The organism is Pseudomonas sp. SJZ078, from assembly GCF_007828255.1.
Lineage (GTDB): Bacteria > Pseudomonadota > Gammaproteobacteria > Pseudomonadales > Pseudomonadaceae > Aquipseudomonas.
In genome coordinates, this window is the sequence record NZ_VIUG01000011.1 from 108,977 (window position 1) to 134,279 (window position 25,303).

Here is a 25,303-nt window from a genome sequence, read left to right on the forward strand (position 1 = left end):
CCTCCCCGTATCGTTTTTGGAAAGCACATGAATATTCTGATCGTTGGGCCCAGTTGGGTCGGTGACATGGTGATGGCGCAGACATTGTTCCAGTGTCTGAAACAGCTTCACCCGCAATGCGAGATCGACGTCCTGGCGCCCGAGTGGAGCCGGCCGATCCTGGAACGCATGCCGCAAGTACGCAAAGCCTTGAGCTTTCCGCTCGGTCACGGTGCGCTGGAGCTGGCGACCCGTCGACGCATCGGCAAGTCCTTGGCCGGTCAATATGACCAGGCGATCCTGTTGCCCAACTCGTTGAAGTCCGCATTGGTGCCGTTCTTCGCCGGCATCCCCAAGCGTACCGGCTGGCGCGGCGAGTTCCGCTATGGCCTGCTCAACGATGTGCGCACGCTGGACAAAGACCGCTATCCGCTGATGATCGAGCGTTTCATGGCCCTGGCCTATGCGCCGGGTGCCGAGTTGCCCAAGCCCTACCCACGCCCCGATCTGCAGATTGACCCGGTGACCCGCGAAGCGGCGCTGGCCAAGTTCGGCCTGAGCCTGGACCGCCCGGTGTTGGCACTGTGCCCCGGTGCCGAGTTCGGTGAGTCCAAGCGTTGGCCGGCGGATCATTACGCCCAGGTGGCCGAAGCGAAGATCCGCGAAGGCTGGCAAGTCTGGTTGTTCGGTTCGAAAAACGATCACTCGGTGGGCGAAGATATCCGCTCGCGGCTGATTCCGGGCCTGCGGGAAGAGTCGGTAAACCTCAGTGGTGACACCTCCCTGGCGGAGGCTATCGACCTGTTGTCCTGCGCCGATTCGGTGGTGTCCAACGATTCCGGGCTGATGCACGTGGCCGCGGCCCTGAACCGTCCGTTGGTGGCCGTCTACGGCTCCACCTCGCCGGGCTTTACGCCGCCGCTGGCCGACAAGGTCGAAGTCGTGCGCCTGGGCATCGAGTGTAGCCCGTGCTTCGACCGTACCTGCCGCTTCGGTCATTACAATTGCCTGCGTCAGCTCATGCCGCCGTTGGTGAACGATGCCCTGGCACGTTTGCAAGGCACCCCCGTGGAGGTCCGGTAAGTTGCGGGTATTGCTGATCAAGACCTCTTCGCTGGGCGATGTGGTTCACACGCTGCCGGCGTTGACCGACGCGGCGCGGGCGATTCCCGGTATCCGCTTCGATTGGGTGGTGGAAGAAGGTTTCGCCGAGATCCCGACCTGGCACCCGGCCGTGGGCAAGGTCATCCCGGTGGCGATCCGTCGCTGGCGCAAGCACCTCTGGCAAACCATCAAGAGCGGCGAGTGGCGACGCTTCAAACAGAGCATGCGTGCCGAACGGTATGACCTGGTGATCGATGCCCAGGGCTTGCTGAAAAGCGCCTGGCTGACCCGCTACGTCAAGGCGCCGGTGGCTGGCCTGGATAAGAATTCGGCTCGCGAACCCCTGGCGGCGCGCTTCTATTCCCGTCGCCTGGCGGTGGCGCGTGGTCAGCATGCGGTAGAGCGCGTGCGACAATTGTTCGCCGTGGCGCTGGGCTACGACTTGCCTCAGAGCCTGGGCAACTATGGCTTGAATGTCGATCGTCTGGTGGAGTTGCCGCGTGCCTATCCTTATGTGGTATTCCTGCATGGCACGACCTGGGAATCCAAGCACTGGCCGGAGCTGTATTGGCGCCAGCTCACCGAGCGCATGGGCCAGTTCGGCGTGGTAGTGAAGTTGCCGTGGGGGAACCCACAGGAAAAAGCCCGGGCCGAACGTATCGCCAAAGGGCTGCGCAACGCCCTGGTGCTGCCCAAACTGAACCTGGGCGGGATGGGCAAGGTGCTGGCCGGCGCCCAGGCCTGTGTGGCGGTGGACACTGGCCTTGGTCATCTGGCCGCCGCCCTGGACGTGCCGACCATTTCGCTGCTCGGCCCCACCAACCCGGTATTGACCGGCGCCTATGGCAAGGGCCAGATCCATCTCGCCAGCGATTTCCCCTGCGCGCCCTGCATGCAGAAACAATGCACTTATCCGCCGACCGCCGAAGATGCCCGTCGGTTTGACCTGAAACGCGAGCAGCCTTTGTGCTTTACGCGACTGAACCCCGAGCGTGTTGCCAGCCACCTGAGCACGTTATTGGCTGAGGAGCCGCGCTGATGCAATTGGCTTTTGTCCTTTATAAGTACTTTCCCTTCGGCGGCCTGCAGCGTGACTTCATGCGCATCGCCCTGGAATGCCAGCGGCGTGGTCATCAGATCCGTGTCTATACGCTGATCTGGGAAGGTGACGTCCCGCCGGGCTTCGAAGTGCTGGTGGCGCCGGTCAAGGCGCTGTTCAATCATCGTCGCAACGAGAAACTCAGTGCGTGGATGGAAGCCGACCTGGCCAAGCGCCCGGTGGACCGTCTGATCGGCTTCAACAAGATGCCTGGCCTGGACGTGTATTACGCCGCCGACGGTTGTTTCGAGGACAAGGCGCAGACCCTGCGCAATTCCCTGTATCGGCGCTGGGGTCGCTACCGGCATTTCGCCGAGTACGAGCGAGCGGTGTTCGCCAGGGATGCCAAGACCGACGTGCTGATGATTTCCGAAGTCCAGCAGCCGCTGTTCATCAAGCATTACGGCACGCCGCTGGAGCGCTTCCACCTGTTGCCGCCGGGCATCGCCCAGGACCGTCGCCGACCCGCCGATGCCGATGCGATCCGTGCCGCGTTCCGTGCCGAGTTCGAGCTGGCCGATGACGATCTGTTATTGGTGCAGATCGGCTCCGGGTTCAAGACCAAGGGCGTGGATCGCAGCCTGAAGGCGCTCGCCGCACTGCCTGCCGAACTGAAGAAACGTACCCGGCTGTTTGTAATCGGTCAGGATGACCCCAAGGTATTCCAATTGCAGAGCGCCGCGTTGGGGCTCGGTGACAACGTGCGGTTCCTCAAGGGGCGCAGCGATATCCCGCGGTTCCTCCTGGGCGCCGACCTGTTGATCCATCCGGCGTACAACGAGAATACCGGCACCGTGCTGCTCGAAGCGCTGGTGGCCGGGCTGCCGGTCCTGGTCAGCGCGGTGTGCGGGTACGCTCATTACATTGCCGAGGCTGACAGTGGGCTGGTGCTGGACGAACCGTTCGAACAGGCGCAGCTCACCGAGTACCTGGAGCGAATGCTGGGGGATGCCGATGCGCGGGCGGCCTGGAGCCGCAATGGTCTGGCCTTCGCTGAAACGGCTGACCTCTACAGCATGCCGCAGCACGCGGCCGATGTGATATTGGCGGAGCACCCGTAATGAAATTGATGCTGGCCGAACCGTTCAAGAGCCTTTGGGCCGGGCGCGATGCGTTCGCTGAAGTCGAAGCGCTCAAGGGCGAGGTCTATCGTGAACTGGAAGCCCGGCGCACCTTGCGCACGGAGGTGGACGGGCGCGGCTTTTTCGTGAAGATCCACCGGGGCATCGGTTGGGGCGAGATCGTCAAGAACCTGGTCACCGCCAAGCTGCCTGTCCTCGGTGCGGGGCAGGAGTGGAAAGCCATCCAGCGCCTGCAGGAAGTCGGCGTGCCGACCATGACCGCCGTTGCGTATGGCGAAAAGGGCCAGAATCCGGCGGACCAGCATTCTTTCATCGTCACCGAAGAACTGGCGCCGACCATCAGCCTTGAAGACTTCAGCATCGACTGGGTCAAGCATCCGCCGCAACCGGCACTCAAGCGGGCTCTGATCGCCGAAGTAGCACGCATGACCGGCATGATGCACCGCGCCGGGGTCAACCATCGCGACTGCTACATCTGCCATTTTCTGCTGCACACCGACAAACCGGTGACCCCAGAGGATTTCAAGCTCTCGGTGATCGACCTGCACCGCGCCCAGACCCGTCCGGCCATCACCACCCGCTGGCGCAACAAAGACTTGGCTGCGCTGTATTTCTCGGCACTGGATATCGGTCTGACCCGTCGCGACAAGCTGCGCTTCCTGAAGGGCTATTTCCAGCAGCCGCTGCGCCGGATCCTGGTGCAGGAGGCCACCTTGTTGAGTTGGCTCGAAGCCAAGGCCAACAAGCTCTATGCCCGTAAACAACGATACGGGGATGCGCTCTGATGTCGGGCTGGACACTGGAACCGGCCTACGCCGAGCTGGCGCAGGATTTCGGCAGTCTCGACGCGGTGTTTGCCCTGCAAGGGGAGCGCCTGACCCGTGACCCATTGTCGGAGGTGATCCGGGTACAGCGCAATGGTGTGAACTATTACGTCAAGCGCTACGTCGGGGCTGGCAAAGGCTTGCGCCGTTACCTGGGCAAGCCGCGGGTCAAGTCCGAATGGCAGAACCTCAAGCGTTTCGCCAAGTGGGGCATTCCCACGGCCGAGGTCGTGGCATGGGGCCTGGAACGTCACGGCGCGGCCTATGCACGGGGAGCGTTGATCACCCGCGAACTGCCCCATACCGAAGACCTCTCGGCCCTGGCCGAGCATCACGACCTGCGGCTGGCTGACCGCGCCTGGGTCGATGGAGTGAGTCGGCAACTGGCCGGCTACACCCGGACCATGCATGAACACCGTTTCACCCATAACGACCTGAAATGGCGAAATCTACTGGTCGACGACCAGTCGCGGCTGTTCCTGATCGACTGCCCGAACGGTGATTTCTGGCGTGGCTTCTGGCTCAAGTACCGCATCACCAAGGACCTGGCGTGCCTGGACAAAGTCGCCAAGTATCACTTGTCGGCCACCCAGCGCCTGCGTTTCTACCTGCAATACCGCCAGCGCGACCGACTCGATACGTGCGACAAGAAACGCATTCGTCACGTGGTGAGATTTTTCGAGGGACGTGAATGACTGATTTCCTGGCCGCTGAAGACCGGCCATTGCTGGAGCGCCACGGGCTGGACAGTTTCGACGCCTTGTGGGCTCGGCAACTGGACGCGGTGGACGAACCCAATACCTCGGGAGACGGCTGGAGCAGCGTGTTCCGGCTGGAACTGGAAGGGCGGGGCTATTACCTCAAGCGCCAGAGCAATTACCTGACGCGAACCTTATCCCACCCCTTCGGTGAGCCGAGTTTTTCCCGGGAGTTTCGCAACATCAGCCGTTATCGCCAGTTGGGGATTCCGGCCCTGCAAGCGGTGTTCTACGGCCAGCGCAAGATCGACGGCGAAGTGCGGGCGATCCTGCTGACGCGGGCCCTGGATGGCTGGGATGACCTGGACTCGCTGTTGCAAGACTGGCCGCAGCTGACGGTGGCACAGCGTTCTACCGTCCTGGAAGCCTGCGGTCTATTGGCGCGGCGCCTGCACGGCATGCATCAGGTTCATGGTTGCTTTTACCCCAAGCACATCTTTCTGCAAGCAACTGCCAAGGGTTATCAGGCGCAGTTGATCGACCTGGAGAAGACCCGCCCGCTGCTGTTCGGTCAGCGCGACAGGGTCAAGGATCTTGAGCCTTTGCTGCGTCGCGCGTCAGTCTGGAATGAAAGCGAGGTTCGCCAGTTGTTGGCTATCTATCTGGACCAGCCACCGGACGCCGTTCTGGTCGATCGCTGGTTGACCCGCCTGGTCGCCCGGCGCAGTCACAAGGAAGCTCGTTGATGCATTTGTCCGAATTGAAAAATGCCGGCCGAAGCCCCAGCCTGCCATTGAGCCTGGAGCTGGCCGACGCCGCCGGCCCGGCGCAATTGCAGTTGCTGTCGCTGTTACGGGTGTTGCCGGGGCAGCGCTATGTCGGGGCGGGCATCTGGCGTGGTCGGCCGGTGCTGGCCAAATTGCTGGTCGGTAGCAAGGCAGCCCGGCATTTCCAGCGCGAGCTGCAAGGCGTGCGCCTGCTGGCGGAACAGGGTTTGACGACGCCGATGTTGTTGGCCGACGGCCTGAAAGATGGCGAGGGCGGCTGGTTGCTGTTCGAGTTTCTCGAAGGCGCCGAAAGCCTGGGAGATGCCTGGAAACAGGTTGAGCACCTGCCTCTGCTGGCTGATGAGCAAACGGCGGTGCTGGCCGAGGCCTTGGGGGCCGTCGCGCAACTGCATGGCAAAGGCTTGTGGCAGGAAGACTTGCACTTGGACAACCTGCTTCGCCACGACGGTGAACTCTATTTGATCGACGGTGCCGGCATCCGTGCCGAGACGCCGGGGCAACCATTGTCGCGACAGAAAGTGCTGGAAAATCTTGGGGTGTTTTTCGCCCAGTTACCCAAGTCCATAGCCCCGTTCACCGAAGAGTTGCTGGTGCATTATCTGCTGGCCAACTCCGAGCACGCGCTGCCCATGGAGGCGCTGCAAAAGCAGATCGACAAGGTGCACACCTGGCGTTTGAAGGACTTCATGGAGAAGGTCGGGCGCGAATGCAGCCTGTTCAGTGTGCAACGTGGGCCGTTCGGCTTGCGGGCGATCCGGCGTGACGAAGAAGCGGCCATGGTGCCGGTGCTGGCGCGAGCGGATGCCTTGCTGGACCACGGCCACTTGTACAAGACCGGTGGCGCGGCGAGTGTCGGCAAAGTCGAGGTGGACGACCGTACCCTGGTCATCAAACGCTACAACATCAAAAACATCGCCCATTGGCTCAAGCGCTTCTGGCGTCCCAGTCGTGCCTGGCATTCCTGGCGCGAAGGTCATCGCCTGGCGTTTCTCGGCATTGCCACCCCCAAGCCCCTGGCGTTGCTGGAAAAGCGTTTCCTGTGGCTGCGTCGGGGTGCCTACCTGGTGACCGAGCATCTGTCGGGCCCCGACATCATCGAGCGCTTCGCCCCTTACGTGGAAAGCGGCGAGGCGCCCGAACCCGAGTTACTGGCGTTGGAGCGATTGTTCGCCGACCTGATCCGCGAGCGCATCAGCCACGGTGACCTCAAAGGCCACAACCTGTTCTGGCAGCACGACCGCTGGGCGCTGATCGATCTGGACGCCATGTGCCAGCACCGCACCCATGCCAGCTTCGCCCCGGCCTACGTCCGTGATCGCGCGCGGTTCATGCGCAATTGGCCGCAGGACAGTGCGTTGTATCGGGTGATTGATCAGCGGCTGCCTAAAGAGGTCCGGGCATCAGCGTGATGCCTATGCGACACGTCTTTTAACGGATCAAAATGTAGGTGTTCTGATTCTTGTGTTCAGTACGCCTCGAGAGGGAGTCGTGGCCCATGCCAGATCATTCAGTGCCTGCTCAGCAATTTTCACTTTTTGAGATTGAGGCTGAAAAGCCCAGCAGCGAGGATAAACCTGCCATCCCGGGCGGGAAATTTAGCGATTTCATCGTGTACGTGGATGAGAGTGGCGATCATGGAATGCAGACGCTGGATCCCAACTATCCCATGTTTGTACTGGCTTTTTGCGTTTTTCATAAGCGCCACTACTGTGAGAAGGTCATCCCTGCATTGCAGAAGTTCAAGTTCAATCATATGGGGCATGATCTAATCGGGCTGCATGCGCTGGAAATCCGTAAGGAGAAAGGCGCTTTTACCAGTCTGTTTGTATCCAGGCAGCACAAACACGCCTTTCTTGATGAGCTGACCAGCATCATTGAGGCGAGCAATTTTATTCTAATCAGTTGCGTTATAGATAAGACGAGGCTGCGTGAGAGGCAAGGCGGTGCGGATAATCCGTACCACGTCGCTTTGGGTTTCTGTCTGGAAACGCTTTACGAGTTTCTGAAGGAGAAGGCCCAGCACGATGCGTTGACTCATGTGATCGTCGAACGAAGAGGGAAAAAAGAAGATAACGAACTTGAACTGGAGTTCCGCCGGATGTGTGACGGTGCTAATCGTATGGGGATTCAACTTCCGTTTGATGTTGTCTTTGCGACTAAGCAGGTTAACTCTACTGGCTTGCAGCTAGCAGATCTCGTTGCGAGACCTATTGGTATGAGTGTCTTGCGTGCCGGTCAGGAAAACCGGGCTTTTGATGTGCTCAAGCGCAAATTCTATTGCAGCGGCGGGCGTGACAAAGCCGGAGAAGGTTTTGAAAACTGGGGATTGAAAATATTCCCGCTTCCAGAAAGCGAAAAGCCCCGGTGAAACTCACCGAGGCTTAGACGCCGACCGGGATCCCCCAGTCCATTTGCGCGAAGTCTATGTTGGTAGCCATCAGCTGTCAATGGACATGGTAGTCGATAACTCGCCACAAGCTTGCCGCTTGTCGCTAGAGGCTTAAGACCGCTTTTAAGCTATAATCCCGCCCTTTCTGCCCCGCGCCCCGGCGAGCGGCACATCAATTTTTCGCGGCGCTTGTCGCCCGTACACAGACATAAGAGGCTAGACCCTGTGGCATTGACGATTCTTGGCCTGTCCGGCGCCCTTAGCCATGATCCTTCCGCAGCGCTGTACATAGACGGCAAGCTGATCGCGGCGGCCGAGGAAGAGCGCTTCGTACGCGATAAACATGCAAAGAACCGCATGCCCTACGAGTCGGCGAAGTTCTGTCTGGAACAGGCCGGCATCAAGCCGTCCGACGTCGATGTGGTGGCGATCCCGTTCGCACCGATCAGCCTGTTCGGTGAGGCTCGCTGGCACTACGCCAAACGCTACTGGTACGCCCCGGACCGTGCCCTCGACGCGATCCTGATGGGCAACCGTCGTTACAAGCGCTATCGCCGCAAGATCGTCTGGTGCCTGGAACAACTGGGCTTCGATCCTAAAAAGATCAAAATCGAGCCGGTCGAGCACCACCTGGCCCACGCTTCCAGTGCGTATCACTGCTCGGGTTTCCAGGAAAAAACCGCGATCCTGGGTATCGATGGCAAAGGCGAGTACGCCACGACTTTCTTCGGCTACGGCGAAAACGGCAAGATCCACAAGATCAAGGAATTCTACGACCCGGACTCCCTGGGCGGCTTGTACGGGGCGATCACCGAATTTCTCGGCTTTGAAATGCTCGACGGCGAATTCAAGGTCATGGGCATGGCGCCCTACGGCGATGCCAGCAAGTACGACTTCTCTCGCCTGGCCTCGTTCGAAAACGGTCAGTTGGTGATCAACACCGAATACGCCAACGTGATCGGCCTGCGCCGCTATAAAGAGAAGGGCAAGGGCTTCTACTTCTCGCCGAAGCTGATCGAATGGCTCGGCCCCAAGCGTGAAGGCGATATCGCCGACGAGCCGTACATCCATTATGCGGCCAGTATGCAGGCGCTGTTCGAGAAGCTTGCGCTGCAAATGATCGACCACTACCTGGGCGACGTGCTCAAGGAAACCGGCAAGCTGGCTTTCGCCGGCGGTTGCGCGTTGAACGTCAAGCTGAACCAGAAGATCATCGCCCGTGACGACGTCAAGGAGCTGTTCGTGCAGCCGGCTTCCGGCGACGCCGGTACCGCGGTGGGCGCGGCCGCCTATGTGTCCCATGCCCGTGGCGTGCCCGTGGAGAAGATGGAACACGTCTACCTCGGCCCGGCCTACAGCAACGAAGACGTGATCGCCGCCTGTGCCCGTCATCCGAGCAAACCGGCGTGGCGCAAGATCGACAACACTCCCGAGCGCATTGCCAGGATCATGGTCGACGGTAACCCGGTGGCCTGGTTCCAGGGGCGCATGGAGTTTGGCCCGCGCGCCTTGGGCGGTCGCTCGATCATCGGCTGTCCGAGCGCCAGCGGCGTGGCGGATCGCATCAACGAACAGATCAAGTTCCGCGAGCGCTGGAGGCCTTTCTGCCCGTCGATGCTCGACACCGTCGCGCCGCAGATGATCAAGGTCGATCATCCCGCACCCTTCATGACCTTCACGTTCGAAGTGGCCGAAGAGTGGAAAACCCGCGTGCCGGAAGTCGTCCATGAAGACGGTACTTCCCGGGCCCAGGTGCTCAAGCGCGAATACAATCCGCGCTACTACGACATGATGAAGGCCCTCGAAGTCCTGACGGGCAACGGCGTGTCCCTGAATACCTCGCTCAACCGCCGCGGCGAACCGATGATCTGCTCGCCGACCGACGCGCTGAACATGTTCTATGGCTCCGATCTGCAATACCTGATCATGGAAGACATTCTGGTGGTCAAAGACGGCGTGGACGCTTATGACACGCTCGGCTGAGCGACATGTGCTGCAGTTCTGCCACGGTTATGACGGGCCGTTCCTCGACTGTGCCCGTCAATACGCCAGCCTGTTCGCGGGCACCGGCTATCGCGTGACCACGGTGTTCCTCACCGGGGCGGCCGATGCCGAGGTTGCTGCTGGTTGCGCCTCGGATGAGGTGTTGTTCATGGAGTACAGCTCCAGTGCCGTGAGAGGCCTGAAGCTGGGCGCCATTGGTGATCTGCGCAAGATCGCCGCTTCGCGTAATTTCAGTTTCTGCATTGCCCACCGTTTCAAACCTATCTATATCGCCTTGCTCGGTACCGGGCTGCCGGTGATTGGCGTGCACCATGCCTTTGGTGACTACCAGCGGCCTACTCGCCGGCTGTTCGCTCATGTTTTCCGCAAGCGCCTGAGCTTGCTAGGGGTCTCTGATGCGGTGCGTGACGACATGCGCCGCTGCCTGCCGAAATGGCCCGCGGGCCGGATCCAGACTCTCTACAACCGCATCGACCTGGAGGCCGCGCAGGCTGGCCTGGTGTCCCGGGACGAGGCGCGGAATGCCATGGGGCTGGAAGCAAACGCCTGGATCGTCGGCAACGTCGGCCGTCTGCATCCGGACAAGGACCAAGCCACATTGTTGCGAGGTTTTGCCGCGGCACTGGCGTATCTGCCCGGTCACAGTCAGCTGGCAATTCTCGGCAAGGGGCGCCTGGAACAGGACCTGCGGGAGCTGGCGCTGGAACTGGGAATCGCAGACCGCGTGCTGTTCCTTGGCCAGGTGCCTGAGGCGCGCCGTTACTTTCGGGCCTTCGACGTGTTCGCCTTGAGTTCCGATCACGAGCCGTTCGGTATGGTGTTGCTCGAAGCCATGGTCGCCGGCGTGCCATTGCTGGCCACGGCCTGTGGCGGGGCGAAGGAAGTGGTCGAAGGCGTGGGTATTCTGTTTCCCTTGGGCGACGCCGAACACCTGGCCCAGGGGCTGCAACACCTGGCGGTCATGGACGATCTGCAGCGTCGTCAATGCGCCGAGCTGATGCTTGACCGCTTGCGTGAACGCTTTTCGGATCGTGCGGTACGCGAGGCATTCTGGCGTTTGCCCCAAGTCACCGAACTGGCACCGAGGGCCTGATGCTCAATCGATTCCAAGGCTGGCGCGAGCGCGGCTGGACGGCTATAGAGGCCCCGGTTTATGCCCAGGCCTGGCAGCGTTTTGGTGGCAGTGTGGCGACCCATCCCCTGGTGGTCGAACGCCTGGCGGCCCTGGCCGGCATTCCCGTGCGTTATCTGGCATATGAACACCAGGGGGAGTTGACCGCCGCAATTGCGACCTGGGGTCGGGATCTGGCGCTGTCCAAGGACGTGCTCAAGCGCAGCGGCAAGAAAGGCCTGTTCGACCTGGGCAATGCCGAGCTGATCCTGCCGGCAGCGCCCGATACCCAGGCGCCGTTGCGCCATCGCGGACGTTACCTTTCGGGGCTTAATGAAGGGCGTTTCAGCGGCCTGAAGATGCAGCAGGAACAGCTGGCCATGGCGCGTACACCGGAAGAACTGTCCAAGAAGTTTCGCTATAACCAGCGTCGCGAGTTGCGTTTGCTGGAGGAGGCCGGTGGGCAGGTACGGCCGGTCCATGAGTTTTCCAGCGCAGAGCTGGCGTCGATCTACTGCGACCTGTTCCTGCGCCGTTGGGGATTTGCGGCGACCGGCGCCGAGCGCATGGGCGAGGTGATCGAGCTGCTGCGCGAACTGCTGATCGGTTCGGTGATTTTTCTCAACGATGCGCCCATCGCCATTCAACTGGTGTATCGGGTCGAAGCGCCGGAGTGGATCAGCGTCGAATACATCAATGGCGGCGTGGACCCGCAAACCCGCGAATTCAGCCCCGGCAGCGTGCTGAGTTTCCTCAACACCCAAAGCGCCTGGGAGCATGCCCGTGCCGCCGGCAAGCCGTTGCGTTTTTCCTTCGGCCGTGCGGACCGGGAGTACAAGGATCGTTGGTGCAACCCTGTACCGGTGTTTACCGTATGAATCCTCCCGTCAGCCGCAAACAGCAATTGCTCAAGCGCCATCGTCGCAACAAGCGGGTAGGGTTGTTGCTCGCCCTGATGGTGCTGGTCCTGTTCGGCGTGCTGGTAGCCTGGTGGTTGCCGCTGGTCCTCTCGGTATTGGGTTGGGTCGCCCACGAAGCCTGGTTCGCAGATCATCTGTTCTACTCGCCCAAGGACGACTATCAGTACAGCTTCCCGCCTTTCACCCTGCAACCGAAGGTGCATCTGGATGCCGGTCGGCTGCGGCTGGATGAAGGGGTAATTCTGGATGATGGCGCGACGCTGGTTCTCGCGTTGCAGGTCAAGAGCCGATGGTTGGGGCGTTTCATCGACCCGTTCGTCGAGCTATTGGGCGGAGACTGCCCGGATCGACAAACCTTCGAGCGCGGCGTCAACGGTCTGCGCTACCTGAACCTCAGCGAACAGGGGGCGACGCTGTCGCGGGGCGAGCTGCGGCTGCGCGGGCGCTTCTGCCGTTTGCTGGGCGAGCCGACGCTCTGGTCCTTCAGCTCGCCGCAGGTGCAACAACAACGCGTGATGGTCATCGCTCCCCATGCCGACGATGCAGAACTGGCGGCTTATGGGTTGTACAGCCAGGCCGAGGAAGCGTGGATCGTGACACTGACCGCCGGCGAAATCGAAGCTGAACATTATCAGCAGATGGGGCTGGATCGCGTCGAGGCGGCGCGGCTCAAGGGCCGTCTGCGGGCTTGGGACAGCATCGCCGTACCGCGCTGGGCTGGGGTGGCGCAAGGCCAATGCGTGCAATTGGGGTACTTCTGCCTCCAGTTGGCGGCCATGCAAGCCGCGCCCACCCAGCCTCAGGGGTCTCGTGAGGCAGACCTGAGCGATACACGGCCGTTCCGCCGGTTAAATCCTTTTGCCCTGCCCGGTGATGTCGACGGCGCGCCGACCTGGAACAACCTAGTGGCCGACTTGCGCGCTCTGCTGCTGATGGCGCGTCCTGAAGTCATCGTGTTGCCGCATCCGACCCTGGATCCGCACCCTGACCATCTCTGCGCCCATCATGCCGTCCTGCAAGCCCTTGAAGGCCTGCAGTGGCAACCCGGCACATTGCTGGGCTACGCCAATCACCTGCACGATAACGACCGCTGGCCCATGGGCGATGCCGGTACGGGCATTGCGTTGCCACCGTGTTTCGACCCGGACCGGCCGATGCATCCTGTAAGCCTGCCTTTGCCGCTGGTCGGCCAGCGCGACAAGGCCATGGCGTTGGGCATGATGCATGATCTGCAGCCGCGAGCGCCCTTCAAGCGACGCCTGCGCCGTGGCATCCAGCGGCTGTTGGCGGGGCGCAAGGGCGCCGTGTATGGCGAGAATGAATTCTTTCGTAAAGCGGTCAGGTGCCACGAGCTTTTCTGGCTTTTGAAGCGTTCTGAAGTACATATAAAACCGAAATGACTCAAGTGGACTCCAGTGTCCTCGCCCGATGAATGTGAGCTTGTTGTGATCAATTCTTGCCCGAGTATTCTTTTTATCATTCCGTATTTCGGGCGTTGGCCTTTCTGGATGCCTTTATTTCTGGAAAGTTGCCGGCGTAACCCCGATATTGACTGGCTGTTATTCAGTGATTGTGGCGTGCCGCAGGATCTCCCTTCGAATGTGACTGTCGAGATCATCACATTCGAGGCGTACTGTCAGTTGGTTTCCGAGCGGCTACATATCGAGTTCAGGCCAACGCAGGCCTATAAGCTGTGTGATATCAAGCCTGCCCTTGGCCATATCCATGTGGATCGCCTCGAAGGTTACGATTTCTGGGGCTTTGGTGACATCGACCTGGTGTACGGTGATCTTCGGCAATACTTTACTGCCGAGCGCCTGGCTGCCCATGACTTGTTTTCAACCCATGAGCGCCGCGTTGCGGGGCATCTGTGCCTGATACGCAACGTTGCGAGCATGCGGGAAGCGTTCAAGCTGATTAAGAATTGGCGACATCGCTTTATGGATGATCAACATCATGCCTTGGACGAAGGGGCATTCAGCCGTATTTTCATGTGGAGAAAAAACTTTCCCGAACCGCTGTTTTCCTTGGTTGGCAAGTTCAATCCGTGGCGTCGACGCAGTGAGTTCACCGAGGCCTTCAGCACGCCGGGCGGGTGCATAAAATGGCACGACGGCACTGAGGATTTTCCCCTTCGTTGGTTCTGGCGCAATGGTCGCCTGACCAATGATCGGGATGAGGACCGTGCGTTCCCCTATTTTCATTTCGTCTGCTGGAAGCGTAACGAATGGTCGGCATTGGCCGAGCCAGATCCTGTTTGGGTACGAAGTCTGGCGACAGAGTCTGCCTGGATGATCGACGCGACAGGTTTCCATCAAGGAGCACTATGAGCCCGCGTTTGAAAGTGCTGCAGCTGCAGCCGGACTACAACGTCAAGCAGCATGATTTCGCCGATCTGGCTGAGCAGATCGTCAAGGCCTTGCCGCGTGAGCGCTACGAGGTAACGGCGGCTTTTCTGCGCGGTCGCCCAGGGCCTGGCGAGGCGGTCAGTCGGGCTGATCGATCGGTTTACTTCGAGTTTTCGGACAGGTCGCTCAAGGGAGTACGCCTTCGTGCGATGTGGCGGTTGTACCAATTCTGCCGCGCGGAAAAATTCGATGTCGTGGTGTGCAACCGCTTCAAGCCCGTCAACATGATGTTGCTGCTCAATCGATGGTTGAAAATCCCGTTGTGTATCGGCATTGCCCACGGGTTCGGAGAGTATGATCGCTTCTATCGCCGCCGCCAGACACAGCGACAGGTGGACCGGCATTGGCGGTTCGTCGGCGTATCGCCGGCCGTCAAGCAGTATCTCCTGGATTGTCATTGTGGGTTCACCGAGTCCAACACTTGCGCCATCACCAATGCCATCGATATCCAGCAGGCGGAAGCCTTGCAGCATTCGCGCGAGCGCGCTCGCGAGATGCTGGGTATCGGCCCATCGGTGAGACTGGTTGGCGCCTTGGGGCGATTGGTGCCGGTCAAGGGACATACCTACTTGCTGCAGGCTTTTGCTGCACTCAAGGACAAATACCCCGAGGCGCAACTGGCAATCATCGGTGCCGGGCGTGAAGAGTCCCGTCTGGCCGCGCAGATAAAGCAATTGGGCCTGGCCGATCGCGCCCATCTGCTCGGTTTCAAGGAAAACGCCCTGCAATATGTCAGGGCCTTCGATATCTGGACCATGCCCTCCCTGGCCGAGGGCCTGGGCCTGGCGCTGCTGGAGGGAATGAGCGGACATCTACCGGTGATCGCTTCGGATGTGCCTGCAATGTTGCCATTGATTCAAGGTGCCGGAGGCTTGGCGGTAAAGCCTGGCGATGTGCCGAGCCTGATAACCGCGCTCGATTCCTATCTGGGGCTGTCGGATGCCGAACTCCAGGCCTGTGGCGAGCGAGCTTATCGCTATCTTGTCGAGCAGCACGATATTGAAGTGTTCCGTCGGCAATACCTTGAGTTGATCGAGACCGGCCTGAATGAAACCTGTAAGGAGCAGCCATGAGTGCCGCGCAACCTGTCGTCACCGTGATCATCGCGTCCTACAACCATGGTCGCTACATTGAAGAATGCATTCTCAGTGTGCTGGGGCAGACCTATCCGAACATCGAATTGATGGTCATCGATGACGGCTCCACCGATGACAGCGTTGAACGTATCCAGCGTCTGCAGGCGGCCCATGGCTTCGACTTCCGGGTCCAGCAGAACCAGGGATTGACCAATACGCTTAATGGAGCGATTGCCCGTGCCACCGGCAGTCTGATTGTGCCATTTGGTTCCGACGACATCATGCTGCCCGAGCGGATCGCCACTCAAGTGGCCTACATGGATGGCAAGCCTGAAGTCGGCATTTGTGCGGGCAATATCGAGCTGATCGATGCCGAAGGGAACCTGTACCCCGAGAGCCGCCAGAACCGTGACGTACCTTTTCGACGGCTCGATTTCGAAGATATGTTCATGGAGCGCAAACCTTATCCGCCAGCACCGACGCTGATGATACGTCGCGAGGCGCTGGAGAAAGTTGGAGGGTTCGATCCGGAGATTCGCCTGGAAGATCTGTTGATCGAGCTGAAGGTGACCCGGGCCGGGTATTACATTGATGGCCTGAGCGTATTGATGGCGCGCTATCGCAAGCACGCAACCAACTCCTACAAGAATCATCGGTTCATGACCGATAGCATTCTGCGTACCTACGCCTTGTTCGCTGATCATCCGCTCTACGAACAGGTGCGTTACAAATTTCTCAATTCCATGTTCCTGAAAACGTCCAACCGTGACCATCAGTTCGCTCGTGAACTCCTTGCGCAGATTCCCTTCAAGGCATGGAACAAAAAAACCTGGCGAGGCCTGGGACGCATGTTTTTCTGTCCGCTGGAAAAACACTGAGCCGCGTCCAGGGACACCGGGACCGCCGCTTCAACGCTGAACGACGGTCCCGGCAGGTCGGTCATCATGCCCGGGCTGGATTACTCTGCGATAGAATGCGTTTTTGCAGGTCATCGACTGCCGGTTTCGAGGCAATCGTGGCATAGCCATCAAGCAGTGCTTCAAGGTGTTGCTCGAAAAGCCATTTGTGATCTTCCGGGTAGCGTTGCATGTGGCGCAGGTTGCGCTGGCGAAGTGCGAGCCTGAGGGACGACGGATAAACGTACAGGTCGGCTATATCGATCAGACCGAATTCGCCGTTTTCCAGAACCAGCACATTGCCCAGGTGCAAGGAGCGGAAGTAAACGCCTCGCTCATGTAGCTGCGCCATGAACTTGCCAAAGCCCAGCACCAGGGAGTGGCGTTGCGCATCTGTAGCCGCGTCTTGCAGTGCCTGACGCAAGGTTATCCCTGGCAAGGGCGCATAGCGCACCGCGCTGCTGCCATCCTCCAGATAGTACAGGGCGAGTATCGTCGGGCTCTGGATGCCCAGGTTTTGCAGTTGTTGGCCGTTGACGGCGAAGCGTTCGGAATATGGGTTGAAGCCCCCTGAGGTGTACCAGCGACGTGCTCGAAACAGCTTGAGGAAGTCCCCCCCGGACAAGCGCAGGACTTTTGGGCCGAGCCCGTCCGACTCGATGACCTGGGCCTGCGATGAGATGGTTTCCAAGGCTTGTGGGGACAATTTCTCCACGGGCAGATTCAGAAGGCGCCTGGCTCGATAGTTGATGCTCAAGGCGGCGATCAGAGCCAGTGGAATCCATAGCAGGAACCAGTGCTCCTTGGGTCTGGAAAGGATGCCGCCGCCTTCCGTCAGGCCCGCTCCTATGCCATATATCAACCATGTGGAAGCCATGACCAGGAAGGGTTGAACACGATAACGCCAGCTACTGAGCAATCCCCAGAGCTGGAAAAACAGCCACGGGAGAAAGCCGATGATTCCCACGTAGTACAACACGCCGAGGGCAAAGCTATGAGGTTCCGCCAACATGAAACCTATGCCCGGATCAACGCTGAGGTCGGCACCATAACCGTGCCCGAGCCAGGGACGTTGGGCAATTTCTTGCAGGACGATCTGCCAGATCTCGAAGCGGTATGAATTCCCACGGGCAAGTATCATCCCGCTGAACAAGATGCCTACAGCGACTCCACCACCGATCAGTAGTCCGAACAGGACTATCGAGCGGCGGTTCCAGCACAGGATGCCAACCCAGATGGCGGCGGCGACCAAGGCCACCAACGGGGTTCTTGAACCGGTGGCGACGACGGCCGCGAACATGACCAGACCGGCGGGTATCGTCAACCAGAGGATCTGGCGATTCTTCCAGAGCATGCTCAGGCTCAGCCAGTAGACACAGAAGAATCCAAACAGATGAGAGCTGAGCAACGGATTATCGAAGGCCCCTGCGCCGATCAGGCGCATTTCCGGCTGGTATGCCTGGGCAAACATGAACAAGTTATACAGCGAGGCGAGCAGGGCGACGCCCGCGGCGCCGAAGAGCAATGGGTGAAGAAGGTCGCTGCGATAGCGTACCAGCAGATAGCCCCCGGCAAACAAGAGCGAGGTGTGCAGAACGATTTTGACCTGGCGCGAGAAGTTTTCGACTTCGGGCACCCACGAGACGCTGATCAGGGCCCAGCCGGCGAACAGTGCGAAAGCAATGAAAATCGGCTCGCGGATCAGTTCCTTCAGCACGCTCGGCCTCAGGCACAGGGCGATCAAGGTGGGTACGCTGAGCAGAGCGTAAAACAGTTTATGGTGCTGGCTGCGCCCTGGCAGGAAGAACAAGCCACACAGCAGCAGCAAGAAGCCGAGCGGAAGAATCCACTGACAAATGAAGTCAAAAACCCTGTTGGGTGTGACGGAGGGCCTGGATAGCATGCTTGGGAATTCGTTCCTGGTGTTGGTGGACCATTCCCTGGGGAATGGCTTTTCAGCTTTTTGGAGCGGCGTAACAATAACAGCCTTACAGGTTTGCCAGAACACCGAGGAAGCTGTGTTAAAGTCATCGACCTTTTTATCGATATTCGCGTGATATGGCCGACTCCAGTCTTCCAGCAAGCCCTTCGAGCTTGAAAATCTATTTCCGCCTGCTGAGCTACGTGAAGCCCTATATCGGCTTGTTCGGGTTGAGTATCGTCGGGTTCCTGATTTTCGCGTCTACCCAGCCCATGCTTGGCTATATCCTCAAGTATTTCGTCGACGGGCTATCCAATCCGAACGCGGTACTGTTTCCGACGGTGCCTTACCTGCGCGACCTGCAGTTATTGCAAGCCGTGCCGTTGCTGATCATTGTCATTGCCGCCTGGCAAGGATTGGGGTCGTATCTGGGCAATTATTTCCTGGCCAAGGTTTCGCTGGGGTTGGTCCACGATCTGCGGGTGCAGTTGTTCAATAATCTCCTGACCCTGCCCAACCGCTATTTCGACAAACATAACTCAGGTCACCTGATTTCCCGTATCACCTTTAACGTAACCATGGTGACGGGGGCGGCGACGGATGCGATCAAGGTCGTTATTCGAGAAGGCATGACCGTGGTCTTCCTGTTCGCCTCCCTGTTGTTCATGAATTGGCGCCTGACCCTGGTAATGGTGGCAATCTTGCCACTTATCGCGCTTATGGTCCGCACGGCAAGCAAGAAATTTCGCAAGCAAAGCAAAAAAATCCAGGCTGCAATGGGGGATGTGACCCATGTCGCCTCCGAGACCATCCAGAGTTATCGCGTGGTACGCAGTTTTGGCGGCGAAGTCTATGAACAGAAGCGCTTCCTTGACGCCAGCCTGGGGAATACCGACAAGCAGTTGCGGATGACACGTACCGGGGCCATTTACACACCGTTGTTGCAGTTGGTGATCTACACCGCGATGGCCGTATTGATGTTCCTTGTCCTGTTCCTGCGTGGTGATGCTTCGGCGGGTGACATGGTGGCCTATATTACGTTGGCCGGCCTGTTGCCCAAGCCTATCCGCCAGTTGTCCGAAGTCAGCTCCACCATCCAGAAAGGAGTGGCCGGGGCAGAAAGTATCTTCGAGCAGTTGGATGTGAAACCGGAAGTAGACACGGGTACGATCGAGCGTGACGTTGTCAGTGGACGGTTGGACGTCCGTCACCTGAGTTTCACCTATCCGGATACTGAAAGGCAGGTGCTGAACGACATCAGCTTTTCGGTCGAACCTGGCCAGATGGTTGCCCTTGTCGGTCGGTCGGGTAGCGGGAAGTCCACCCTGGCAAATCTGATCCCCCGTTTTTATCATCATGATGACGGCGAGATTTTGCTCGATGGTGTCGAAATCGAGCAGTACAAGCTTTTGAATCTACGCCGTCATATCGCGCAAGTGACTCAGCACGTGACGTTGTTCAGTGACACGGTAGCCAATAACATCGCTTATGGCGATCTGGCCGGTGCGCCGAGAGCTGATGTCGAGAAGGCGGCCCAGGACGCCTATGCCATGGACTTCATCAAGCAATTGCCCCAGGGTCTGGACACCCAGGTCGGTGAGAACGGGGTGCTGTTGTCGGGCGGCCAGCGCCAGCGCCTGGCCATTGCCAGGGCCCTGTTGAAAAACGCGCCCTTGTTGATTCTCGACGAGGCAACCTCGGCGCTGGATACCGAGTCAGAACGGCATATCCAGGCCGCGCTGGATCAGGTGATGCAAGGCCGTACGACCCTGGTTATTGCCCACCGCTTATCGACCATCGAAAAAGCCGATCTGATCCTGGTCATGGACCAGGGGTGCATCGTAGAGCGCGGTACCCACAGTGAGCTTCTGGCCCAGAACGGTTATTACGCGCGCCTGAACGCCATGGGGCTGGACGCTCCGGAGCAGGATATTGCCTGAGTTGCGGCAGAGCCTGTGGGGCCGGGAGCGTTCGGCCTCCACAGGTATTTGCAACGCACGAGTCGCCTGTGAGGAGCCTCTGCATCTTGATGACCAGAGGGCGAGAATCAGGGAGGGTTGCAATCTTGCTTGATGCGAATTTTGGTGTCGGTATGGAAGCATGCCGGTGCGGAGCCCGTCGACGGGTGCGGTGGGTGTACCAATGTGGCTACGAGATGCTCGGTTATGAATGAAACCTCAACGGTGTCGCAGCACCAGGCTCAGATTCAACCCGGTGCGCCAGTGGTCACGCCCCAGGACCGAGCGGCTATCAAGGCCCAGCGTCCACGTTGCATCTGGCTGACCGGTTTGTCGGGGGCGGGCAAGTCGACGCTGGCCAATGCCCTGGAAGTGCAGCTCAATCAGCGGGGGCTGCACACGGCCCTGCTCGATGGCGACAACCTGCGCCAAGGATTGTGTCGAGATCTGGGTATGGACGCCGAGTCGCGCAAGGAAAATATCCGTCGTATCGGCGAGGTCGCACGGTTGATGGTCGATGCCGGTCTGATCGTCATCGTGGCGGTAATCTCCCCGTTTCGAGCTGACCGAGAGGCTGCGCGGCAATTATTTGCCAAGGGGGCTTTTCTCGAAATTTATGTAAGCACCCCTTTTGAAGCCTGCGCCCAACGCGACCCCAAAGGATTGTACCGGGAAGCACGCGCGGGCCGGATCAAGAATTTCACCGGTCTTGACAGCCCCTACGAAGCGCCCCTTGCGCCGGACGGTCAGATCAATACTTGCGAGGTCGAGCTGGCTGAAGCCTGCAAGCGGTTATTGGCATTGCTGGAAAGCTGATAGGGGGGGGGCGGGCATCGTGTCGCCATGAGCATAAGGAGGGAATAGTTTGCCGTCGAAGATGGTGGCAAACAGCTATGAACGAGCCTTTGCAAACCCTGTGCTAATATCGCGCCCCTGTTCATTTTGTATGTGGGATGCTCCATGAAGTTGTCCATGCCGCGATTCGATCAAGCCCCTGTACTGGTCGTTGGCGATGTCATGCTCGACCGCTATTGGCATGGCGGTACCTCGCGGATCTCTCCTGAGGCGCCGGTGCCGGTGGTCAAGGTCGAGCACATCGAGGATCGCCCTGGCGGCGCCGCCAACGTCGCGTTGAACATTGCTGCCCTTGGCGCACCGGCCTCCCTGGTGGGCGTGACCGGCGACGATGAGGCCGCCGACACCCTTAGCAACAGCCTCAAGGGGGCCGGGGTGCGGGCGATCTTCCAGCGCATCGCGCATCAGCCGACCATCGTCAAGCTGCGGGTCATGAGTCGTCACCAGCAACTGTTGCGCATCGACTTCGAAGAGCCTTTCGCCACCGATCCCCTGGCCCTTGGCACCGAGGTCGATCAATTGCTTGAGGGTGTCAAGGTCCTGGTGCTGTCTGACTACGGCAAGGGCGCGTTGAAAAACAACCAGTCGCTGATCCAGGCCGCCCGTGCCCGTGGTATTCCGGTAGTGGCCGACCCTAAGGGCAAGGATTTTTCCATTTACCGGGGTGCGAGCCTGATCACGCCGAACCTCAGCGAGTTCGAAACCATCGTTGGTGGGTGCGTCGACGAACATGAGCTGGTGAGCAAAGGCGCCCAGTTGATGCACGACCTCGACCTCGGTGCCTTGCTGGTGACCCGTGGCGAGCATGGCATGACGTTGCTGCGTCCCGGTCACCCGGCGTTGCATTTGCCGGCCCGCGCCCGTGAAGTGTTCGACGTGACGGGTGCCGGCGATACCGTGATTTCCACCCTGGCCGCGGCGATTGCCGCCGGTGAGGACCTGCCCCATGCGGTGGCTCTGGCGAACCTGGCGGCGGGCATCGTCGTCGGCAAGCTCGGTACGGCGGCCATCAGTGCCCCGGAACTGCGTCGCGCCATCCAGCGCGAGGAAGGCTCCGAGCGCGGCGTGCTAGGGCTGGAGCAATTGCTGCTGGCCGTCGATGACGCCCGTGCCCACAACGAAAGAATCGTTTTCACCAATGGCTGTTTCGACATCCTGCACGCGGGCCACGTGACGTACCTGGAGCAGGCTCGTGCCCAGGGTGATCGCCTGATCGTCGCGGTCAATGACGATGCTTCGGTGAGCCGTCTCAAAGGTCCGGGGCGCCCGATCAACAGCGTTGATCGGCGCATGGCGGTCCTGGCCGGTCTTGGCGCGGTGGATTGGGTGATCAGCTTCAGTGAAGGCACGCCGGAGAATCTGTTGCGCCAGGTCAAGCCGGATGTGCTGGTCAAGGGCGGTGATTATGGAATTGACCAGGTCGTGGGCGCCGATATCGTCGCGGCCTATGGCGGCACCGTGAAGGTGTTGGGCCTTGTGGAGAACAGTTCGACGACGGCAATTGTCGAAAAGATCCGTAATCGTTGACGGACTGCTACACGCCGATAAGCTCCGGCAGAACAACTTTGTTTGGGATGATGGATCTTCCCATGAATTCAGGCTTTTTCGCCCTCTGGTTGATTAATTTATGAAAGTCATGCTGCTGGTGATGGATGAACAGCGAGTGATCCTTGATCGCCTCTATGAAGTCGTGCAAGAGAACTGCGACGACTGCATCATCTATCGCCTGAATAAGCAGCAGCAGATGAACCTTGGCCGATTCCTGGCCTCGGTCAATCACGAGAACTTCGACCGGGTTGTGATTTTTTTCCGGGTAAAGCGCTTGGTTCGGCAACTGAAGGTATTGAAGTGCGTGCCCGGGTTGATCTTCCTTGAGCACGACGCTTATCAGAACTACATGAACGAGAGTAAATACAAGGGCGTTTACTCGCGTCTGTACCGCCGCCTGCCGAGTTGCCGAGCCCTGGTGTCGGGGGCTTTGCTGGCTCGTCGGATGCAAGCCGAGGACATCGATGCCGTGTTCGTTTCCAAGGGTTATGACGAGCGGATGTTGCGTAATACCGGCAAGGAGCGTGACATTCCCATTGGTTTCCTCGGCAGTCTCAAGAGTACCGAATACGCTCAACGCAAGGCACTGCTTGAGTCCCTGGCCCGGCGGACCGGGATGCTGGTAGCTCGAACGAATTCAGGTAGCGAGTATCTGGAAACGCTTAATCGAATCAAGATATTCGTCAGTGCTGACCTGGGCATGGGGGAGTTCATGATCAAGAACTTCGAAGCCATGGCGTGCGGTTGCGTGTTATTGGCCTGGAGCCAAGGCGAGGAGGATGAATTACTCGGCTTCAGGGACATGGAGAATGTCGTTTTCTACCGTTCAGAGGAAGAGGCGGTGCAAAAGCTGGAACTGCTGCAGCGGGATCTAGAACTGGCGACGCGAATTGCCCATAACGGCCAGGCCTTTGCCGAAAGCCAATATTCTTTTGCCCGGGTAGGGCAGACCTTGGCGGCCGAGATTCAGCGTGAAATGCGGACTTGGCAATCACCTTCGGCGCTTGTCCGCTGGTGGGTCAAGTTGCGTTACGGCATGAACGTACCGGGGTAGAGACCATGGATCAAACCGTTCGCACGCGTGACGAAATGTCGCTCGACGAATTGCCGGGCGGCCATCAATCGGTTTTGGGGGCGTTGCCCCAGGCATTGAAGGATTGCCTGGCCAAAGCTTCTCGGGTGGTGCTAGTAGCGAATAATCCGGCAATCACCGAAGCCGACTTCCGGGCGCTCGATATCGGCAGCGATGATGTGGTCGTGTCATTCAACACTTGCATGAAGGCGGCGTTTCTCACTCCGCAGAGCGTCAATGTATTCGTACACGGCTTCAATGCGCCTGACGCGTATTTTTTCGGCTTGCCCTACAAACTCCAGGTGCAGCGATTGTTCGAGCTACCCGGAGCGCGTTGCTTCACGATGCTGGTGGGGTGCACCGGAGCCATGTCTCCACTGCCAGGCGTCGCGTTTTATCAGGAGCGCATTCCGCTGCCACCTTTGTGGAACTACCCCGTCGACAGGGTGGACGGTAAGCGCTATGTCGGTCCGTCTACCGGTTTCAATGCGTTGGTGGTGTTCGATTGGCTTCGTGGGCATTCGGGCTATACCTACCGATTGATGACCCTGGGGTTTTCCAACGAAGCGGGAAAGTTCTGGAGCGGGCATGCCTGGGAATATGAGCGGCAATGGCTCCTCGAAGCCGATGTGGCCGTCGTGCCGTTGCAGCACAGGCGTTGGTGGCAAGGTTGGTTTCGTCGCCGTTGAGTAGCATCGGGTCAGGTTGCAAGGCCCATTGGGGCACTATTGGGCAAGTTCTATTCTTACGACAGGGCAGAACGCGTGTTGAAAGTTGCGGTAGCATTTTTTGGTATCCCGAGAAACTCGGAGATTTGCTTTCCCTCCATCCGGGAGAACGTCCTGGGGCAGATCCCCGCGGGAAGCGAAGTGCAGTGCTTCTACCACCTGTACAAAATCGATGAAGTGCATAACTCGCGTTCTGGCGAGCGGGGTAAGCTGAGTACCGACAATTACGCGCCGTTCAGCACGATGACCGGCCAGCTCCATTCCACCGAGGGCGTTCTGGAGCGTTGGGACTTCGAACGGGTCAAGGCCTTGGGCGACACCTGGGCAGACGAGTACGCTTCGCTCAGGAATCTGATTTATCAGCTCAACTCCTTGTACAACGTGACGGAAATGATCGAACCGTTCGATCCGGATTTTGTCGTGTTCGTACGTCCCGATAATTTCTACCACACTGTACTTCCAACTTACGTGTTCGGGCATGCCAACGAGCGCCGATCGAATGCCTACATCCCGGATTGGCAATGGTGGGGCGGGTTGAACGATCGTTTTGCGATCTGTGGGCGTGATGCCTACGTGGCCTATGGCAAGCGTATCGAGCGCATTTTTGACTTCTGCAAGGCGACAGGTAGAAAACTGCATTCCGAGCGGTTGCTCAAATATGCGTTACAGCAGGCTCGAGTCAGGGTATGTACGCTGCCTACTACCGCTTCACGGGTGCGAATCAATGGCGCCTTTGCCGAGGAATCGTTTTCATCCAAGCGCGGGATGGGGAAACGTGAGAATCGTTTTTTTCATTTGTTTGCTCAATGTCGCACTTACATTGATAAGCGGCGTCTGACTTGA

General features: G+C 59.2%; 22 protein-coding genes. 21 read left to right on the forward strand and 1 reads right to left on the reverse strand.

Annotation, left to right across the window (positions count from 1 at the left end; genetic code table 11):
- Positions 1–27: 27 nt before the first annotated feature.
- The 15 genes from waaF (at position 28) to FBY02_RS12905 (ending at position 16,360) form a co-directional block, all read left to right on the forward strand.
- Positions 28–1,062, forward strand: a complete 1,035-nt coding sequence (gene waaF / locus FBY02_RS12835) for a lipopolysaccharide heptosyltransferase II (RefSeq protein ID WP_144928056.1) — start codon at positions 28–30, stop codon at positions 1,060–1,062.
- Between the two features lies 1 nt (position 1,063).
- Positions 1,064–2,122: a lipopolysaccharide heptosyltransferase I gene (waaC, locus tag FBY02_RS12840; protein ID WP_144928169.1), complete on the forward strand. Its 1,059-nt coding sequence runs from the start codon at positions 1,064–1,066 to the stop codon at positions 2,120–2,122.
- On the forward strand, positions 2,122–3,243 hold the full coding sequence (locus FBY02_RS12845) for a glycosyltransferase family 4 protein (RefSeq protein ID WP_055127181.1): 1,122 nt from the start codon (positions 2,122–2,124) through the stop codon (positions 3,241–3,243). The genes waaC and FBY02_RS12845 overlap by 1 nt, the downstream gene beginning before the upstream one ends.
- Positions 3,243–4,049 carry a lipopolysaccharide core heptose(I) kinase RfaP gene (gene rfaP / locus FBY02_RS12850; RefSeq protein ID WP_144928059.1) on the forward strand — a complete coding sequence of 269 codons (807 nt, stop codon included), beginning with the start codon at positions 3,243–3,245 and terminating at the stop codon, positions 4,047–4,049. The genes FBY02_RS12845 and rfaP overlap by 1 nt, the downstream gene beginning before the upstream one ends.
- A complete protein-coding gene (locus tag FBY02_RS12855) occupies positions 4,049–4,783 on the forward strand; it encodes a lipopolysaccharide kinase InaA family protein (RefSeq protein ID WP_144928062.1) in 735 nt (244 codons plus the stop codon). The genes rfaP and FBY02_RS12855 overlap by 1 nt, the downstream gene beginning before the upstream one ends.
- Positions 4,780–5,532 (forward strand): lipopolysaccharide kinase InaA family protein, encoded by a 753-nt coding sequence (locus tag FBY02_RS12860; RefSeq protein ID WP_144928065.1) that lies wholly within the window; start codon positions 4,780–4,782, stop codon positions 5,530–5,532. Before FBY02_RS12855 ends, FBY02_RS12860 begins: the two co-directional genes overlap by 4 nt.
- Complete coding sequence (locus tag FBY02_RS12865) at positions 5,532–6,983, forward strand: lipopolysaccharide kinase InaA family protein (protein ID WP_144928068.1); 1,452 nt, start codon at positions 5,532–5,534, stop codon at positions 6,981–6,983. Before FBY02_RS12860 ends, FBY02_RS12865 begins: the two co-directional genes overlap by 1 nt.
- An 86-nt stretch (positions 6,984–7,069) precedes the next feature.
- Positions 7,070–7,942, forward strand: a complete 873-nt coding sequence (locus tag FBY02_RS12870) for a DUF3800 domain-containing protein (RefSeq protein ID WP_144928071.1) — start codon at positions 7,070–7,072, stop codon at positions 7,940–7,942.
- A gap of 246 nt (positions 7,943–8,188) precedes the next feature.
- Positions 8,189–9,946, forward strand: a complete 1,758-nt coding sequence (locus tag FBY02_RS12875; protein ID WP_144928074.1) for a carbamoyltransferase — start codon at positions 8,189–8,191, stop codon at positions 9,944–9,946.
- The gene (locus FBY02_RS12880) at positions 9,930–11,060 is read left to right on the forward strand and encodes a glycosyltransferase (protein ID WP_144928076.1); all 1,131 of its coding nucleotides are present in this window, start codon (positions 9,930–9,932) and stop codon (positions 11,058–11,060) included. Before FBY02_RS12875 ends, FBY02_RS12880 begins: the two co-directional genes overlap by 17 nt.
- Positions 11,060–11,956, forward strand: a complete 897-nt coding sequence (locus tag FBY02_RS12885) for an antimicrobial resistance protein Mig-14 (protein WP_144928079.1) — start codon at positions 11,060–11,062, stop codon at positions 11,954–11,956. The genes FBY02_RS12880 and FBY02_RS12885 overlap by 1 nt, the downstream gene beginning before the upstream one ends.
- The gene (locus FBY02_RS12890) at positions 11,953–13,398 is read left to right on the forward strand and encodes a PIG-L deacetylase family protein (RefSeq protein WP_144928082.1); all 1,446 of its coding nucleotides are present in this window, start codon (positions 11,953–11,955) and stop codon (positions 13,396–13,398) included. The genes FBY02_RS12885 and FBY02_RS12890 overlap by 4 nt, the downstream gene beginning before the upstream one ends.
- 45 nt (positions 13,399–13,443) lie before the next feature.
- Positions 13,444–14,328, forward strand: coding sequence for a DUF6625 family protein (locus FBY02_RS12895; RefSeq protein WP_144928171.1), 885 nt, complete (start codon positions 13,444–13,446; stop codon positions 14,326–14,328).
- A complete protein-coding gene (locus FBY02_RS12900) occupies positions 14,325–15,479 on the forward strand; it encodes a glycosyltransferase (protein WP_144928085.1) in 1,155 nt (384 codons plus the stop codon). The genes FBY02_RS12895 and FBY02_RS12900 overlap by 4 nt, the downstream gene beginning before the upstream one ends.
- The gene (locus FBY02_RS12905) at positions 15,476–16,360 is read left to right on the forward strand and encodes a glycosyltransferase (protein WP_144928088.1); all 885 of its coding nucleotides are present in this window, start codon (positions 15,476–15,478) and stop codon (positions 16,358–16,360) included. The genes FBY02_RS12900 and FBY02_RS12905 overlap by 4 nt, the downstream gene beginning before the upstream one ends.
- A 64-nt stretch (positions 16,361–16,424) precedes the next feature.
- Here the strand turns inward: FBY02_RS12905 and FBY02_RS12910 are convergent, their stop codons facing one another.
- Positions 16,425–18,281, reverse strand: a complete 1,857-nt coding sequence (locus FBY02_RS12910; protein WP_144928173.1) for an O-antigen ligase family protein — start codon at positions 18,279–18,281, stop codon at positions 16,425–16,427.
- Positions 18,282–18,436: 155 nt separating this feature from the next.
- Here FBY02_RS12910 and msbA point away from each other — a divergent pair, with 155 nt between their 5' ends.
- From msbA to FBY02_RS12945, 6 genes are all read left to right on the forward strand, one after another.
- Positions 18,437–20,239: a lipid A export permease/ATP-binding protein MsbA gene (msbA, locus tag FBY02_RS12915; RefSeq protein WP_144928091.1), complete on the forward strand. Its 1,803-nt coding sequence runs from the start codon at positions 18,437–18,439 to the stop codon at positions 20,237–20,239.
- A 225-nt stretch (positions 20,240–20,464) separates the two neighbouring features.
- Entirely contained in the window at positions 20,465–21,073 is a 609-nt protein-coding gene (gene cysC, locus FBY02_RS12920; protein WP_144928094.1) for an adenylyl-sulfate kinase, read from the forward strand.
- Positions 21,074–21,217: 144 nt separating this feature from the next.
- Positions 21,218–22,639: a bifunctional D-glycero-beta-D-manno-heptose-7-phosphate kinase/D-glycero-beta-D-manno-heptose 1-phosphate adenylyltransferase HldE gene (gene hldE / locus FBY02_RS12930; RefSeq protein WP_144928100.1), complete on the forward strand. Its 1,422-nt coding sequence runs from the start codon at positions 21,218–21,220 to the stop codon at positions 22,637–22,639.
- Positions 22,640–22,739: 100 nt separating this feature from the next.
- Positions 22,740–23,714: a glycosyltransferase gene (locus FBY02_RS12935; protein WP_144928103.1), complete on the forward strand. Its 975-nt coding sequence runs from the start codon at positions 22,740–22,742 to the stop codon at positions 23,712–23,714.
- 5 nt (positions 23,715–23,719) lie between these two features.
- Positions 23,720–24,421: a hypothetical protein gene (locus FBY02_RS12940; RefSeq protein WP_144928106.1), complete on the forward strand. Its 702-nt coding sequence runs from the start codon at positions 23,720–23,722 to the stop codon at positions 24,419–24,421.
- 75 nt (positions 24,422–24,496) lie between these two features.
- On the forward strand, positions 24,497–25,303 hold the full coding sequence (locus FBY02_RS12945; RefSeq protein ID WP_144928175.1) for a hypothetical protein: 807 nt from the start codon (positions 24,497–24,499) through the stop codon (positions 25,301–25,303).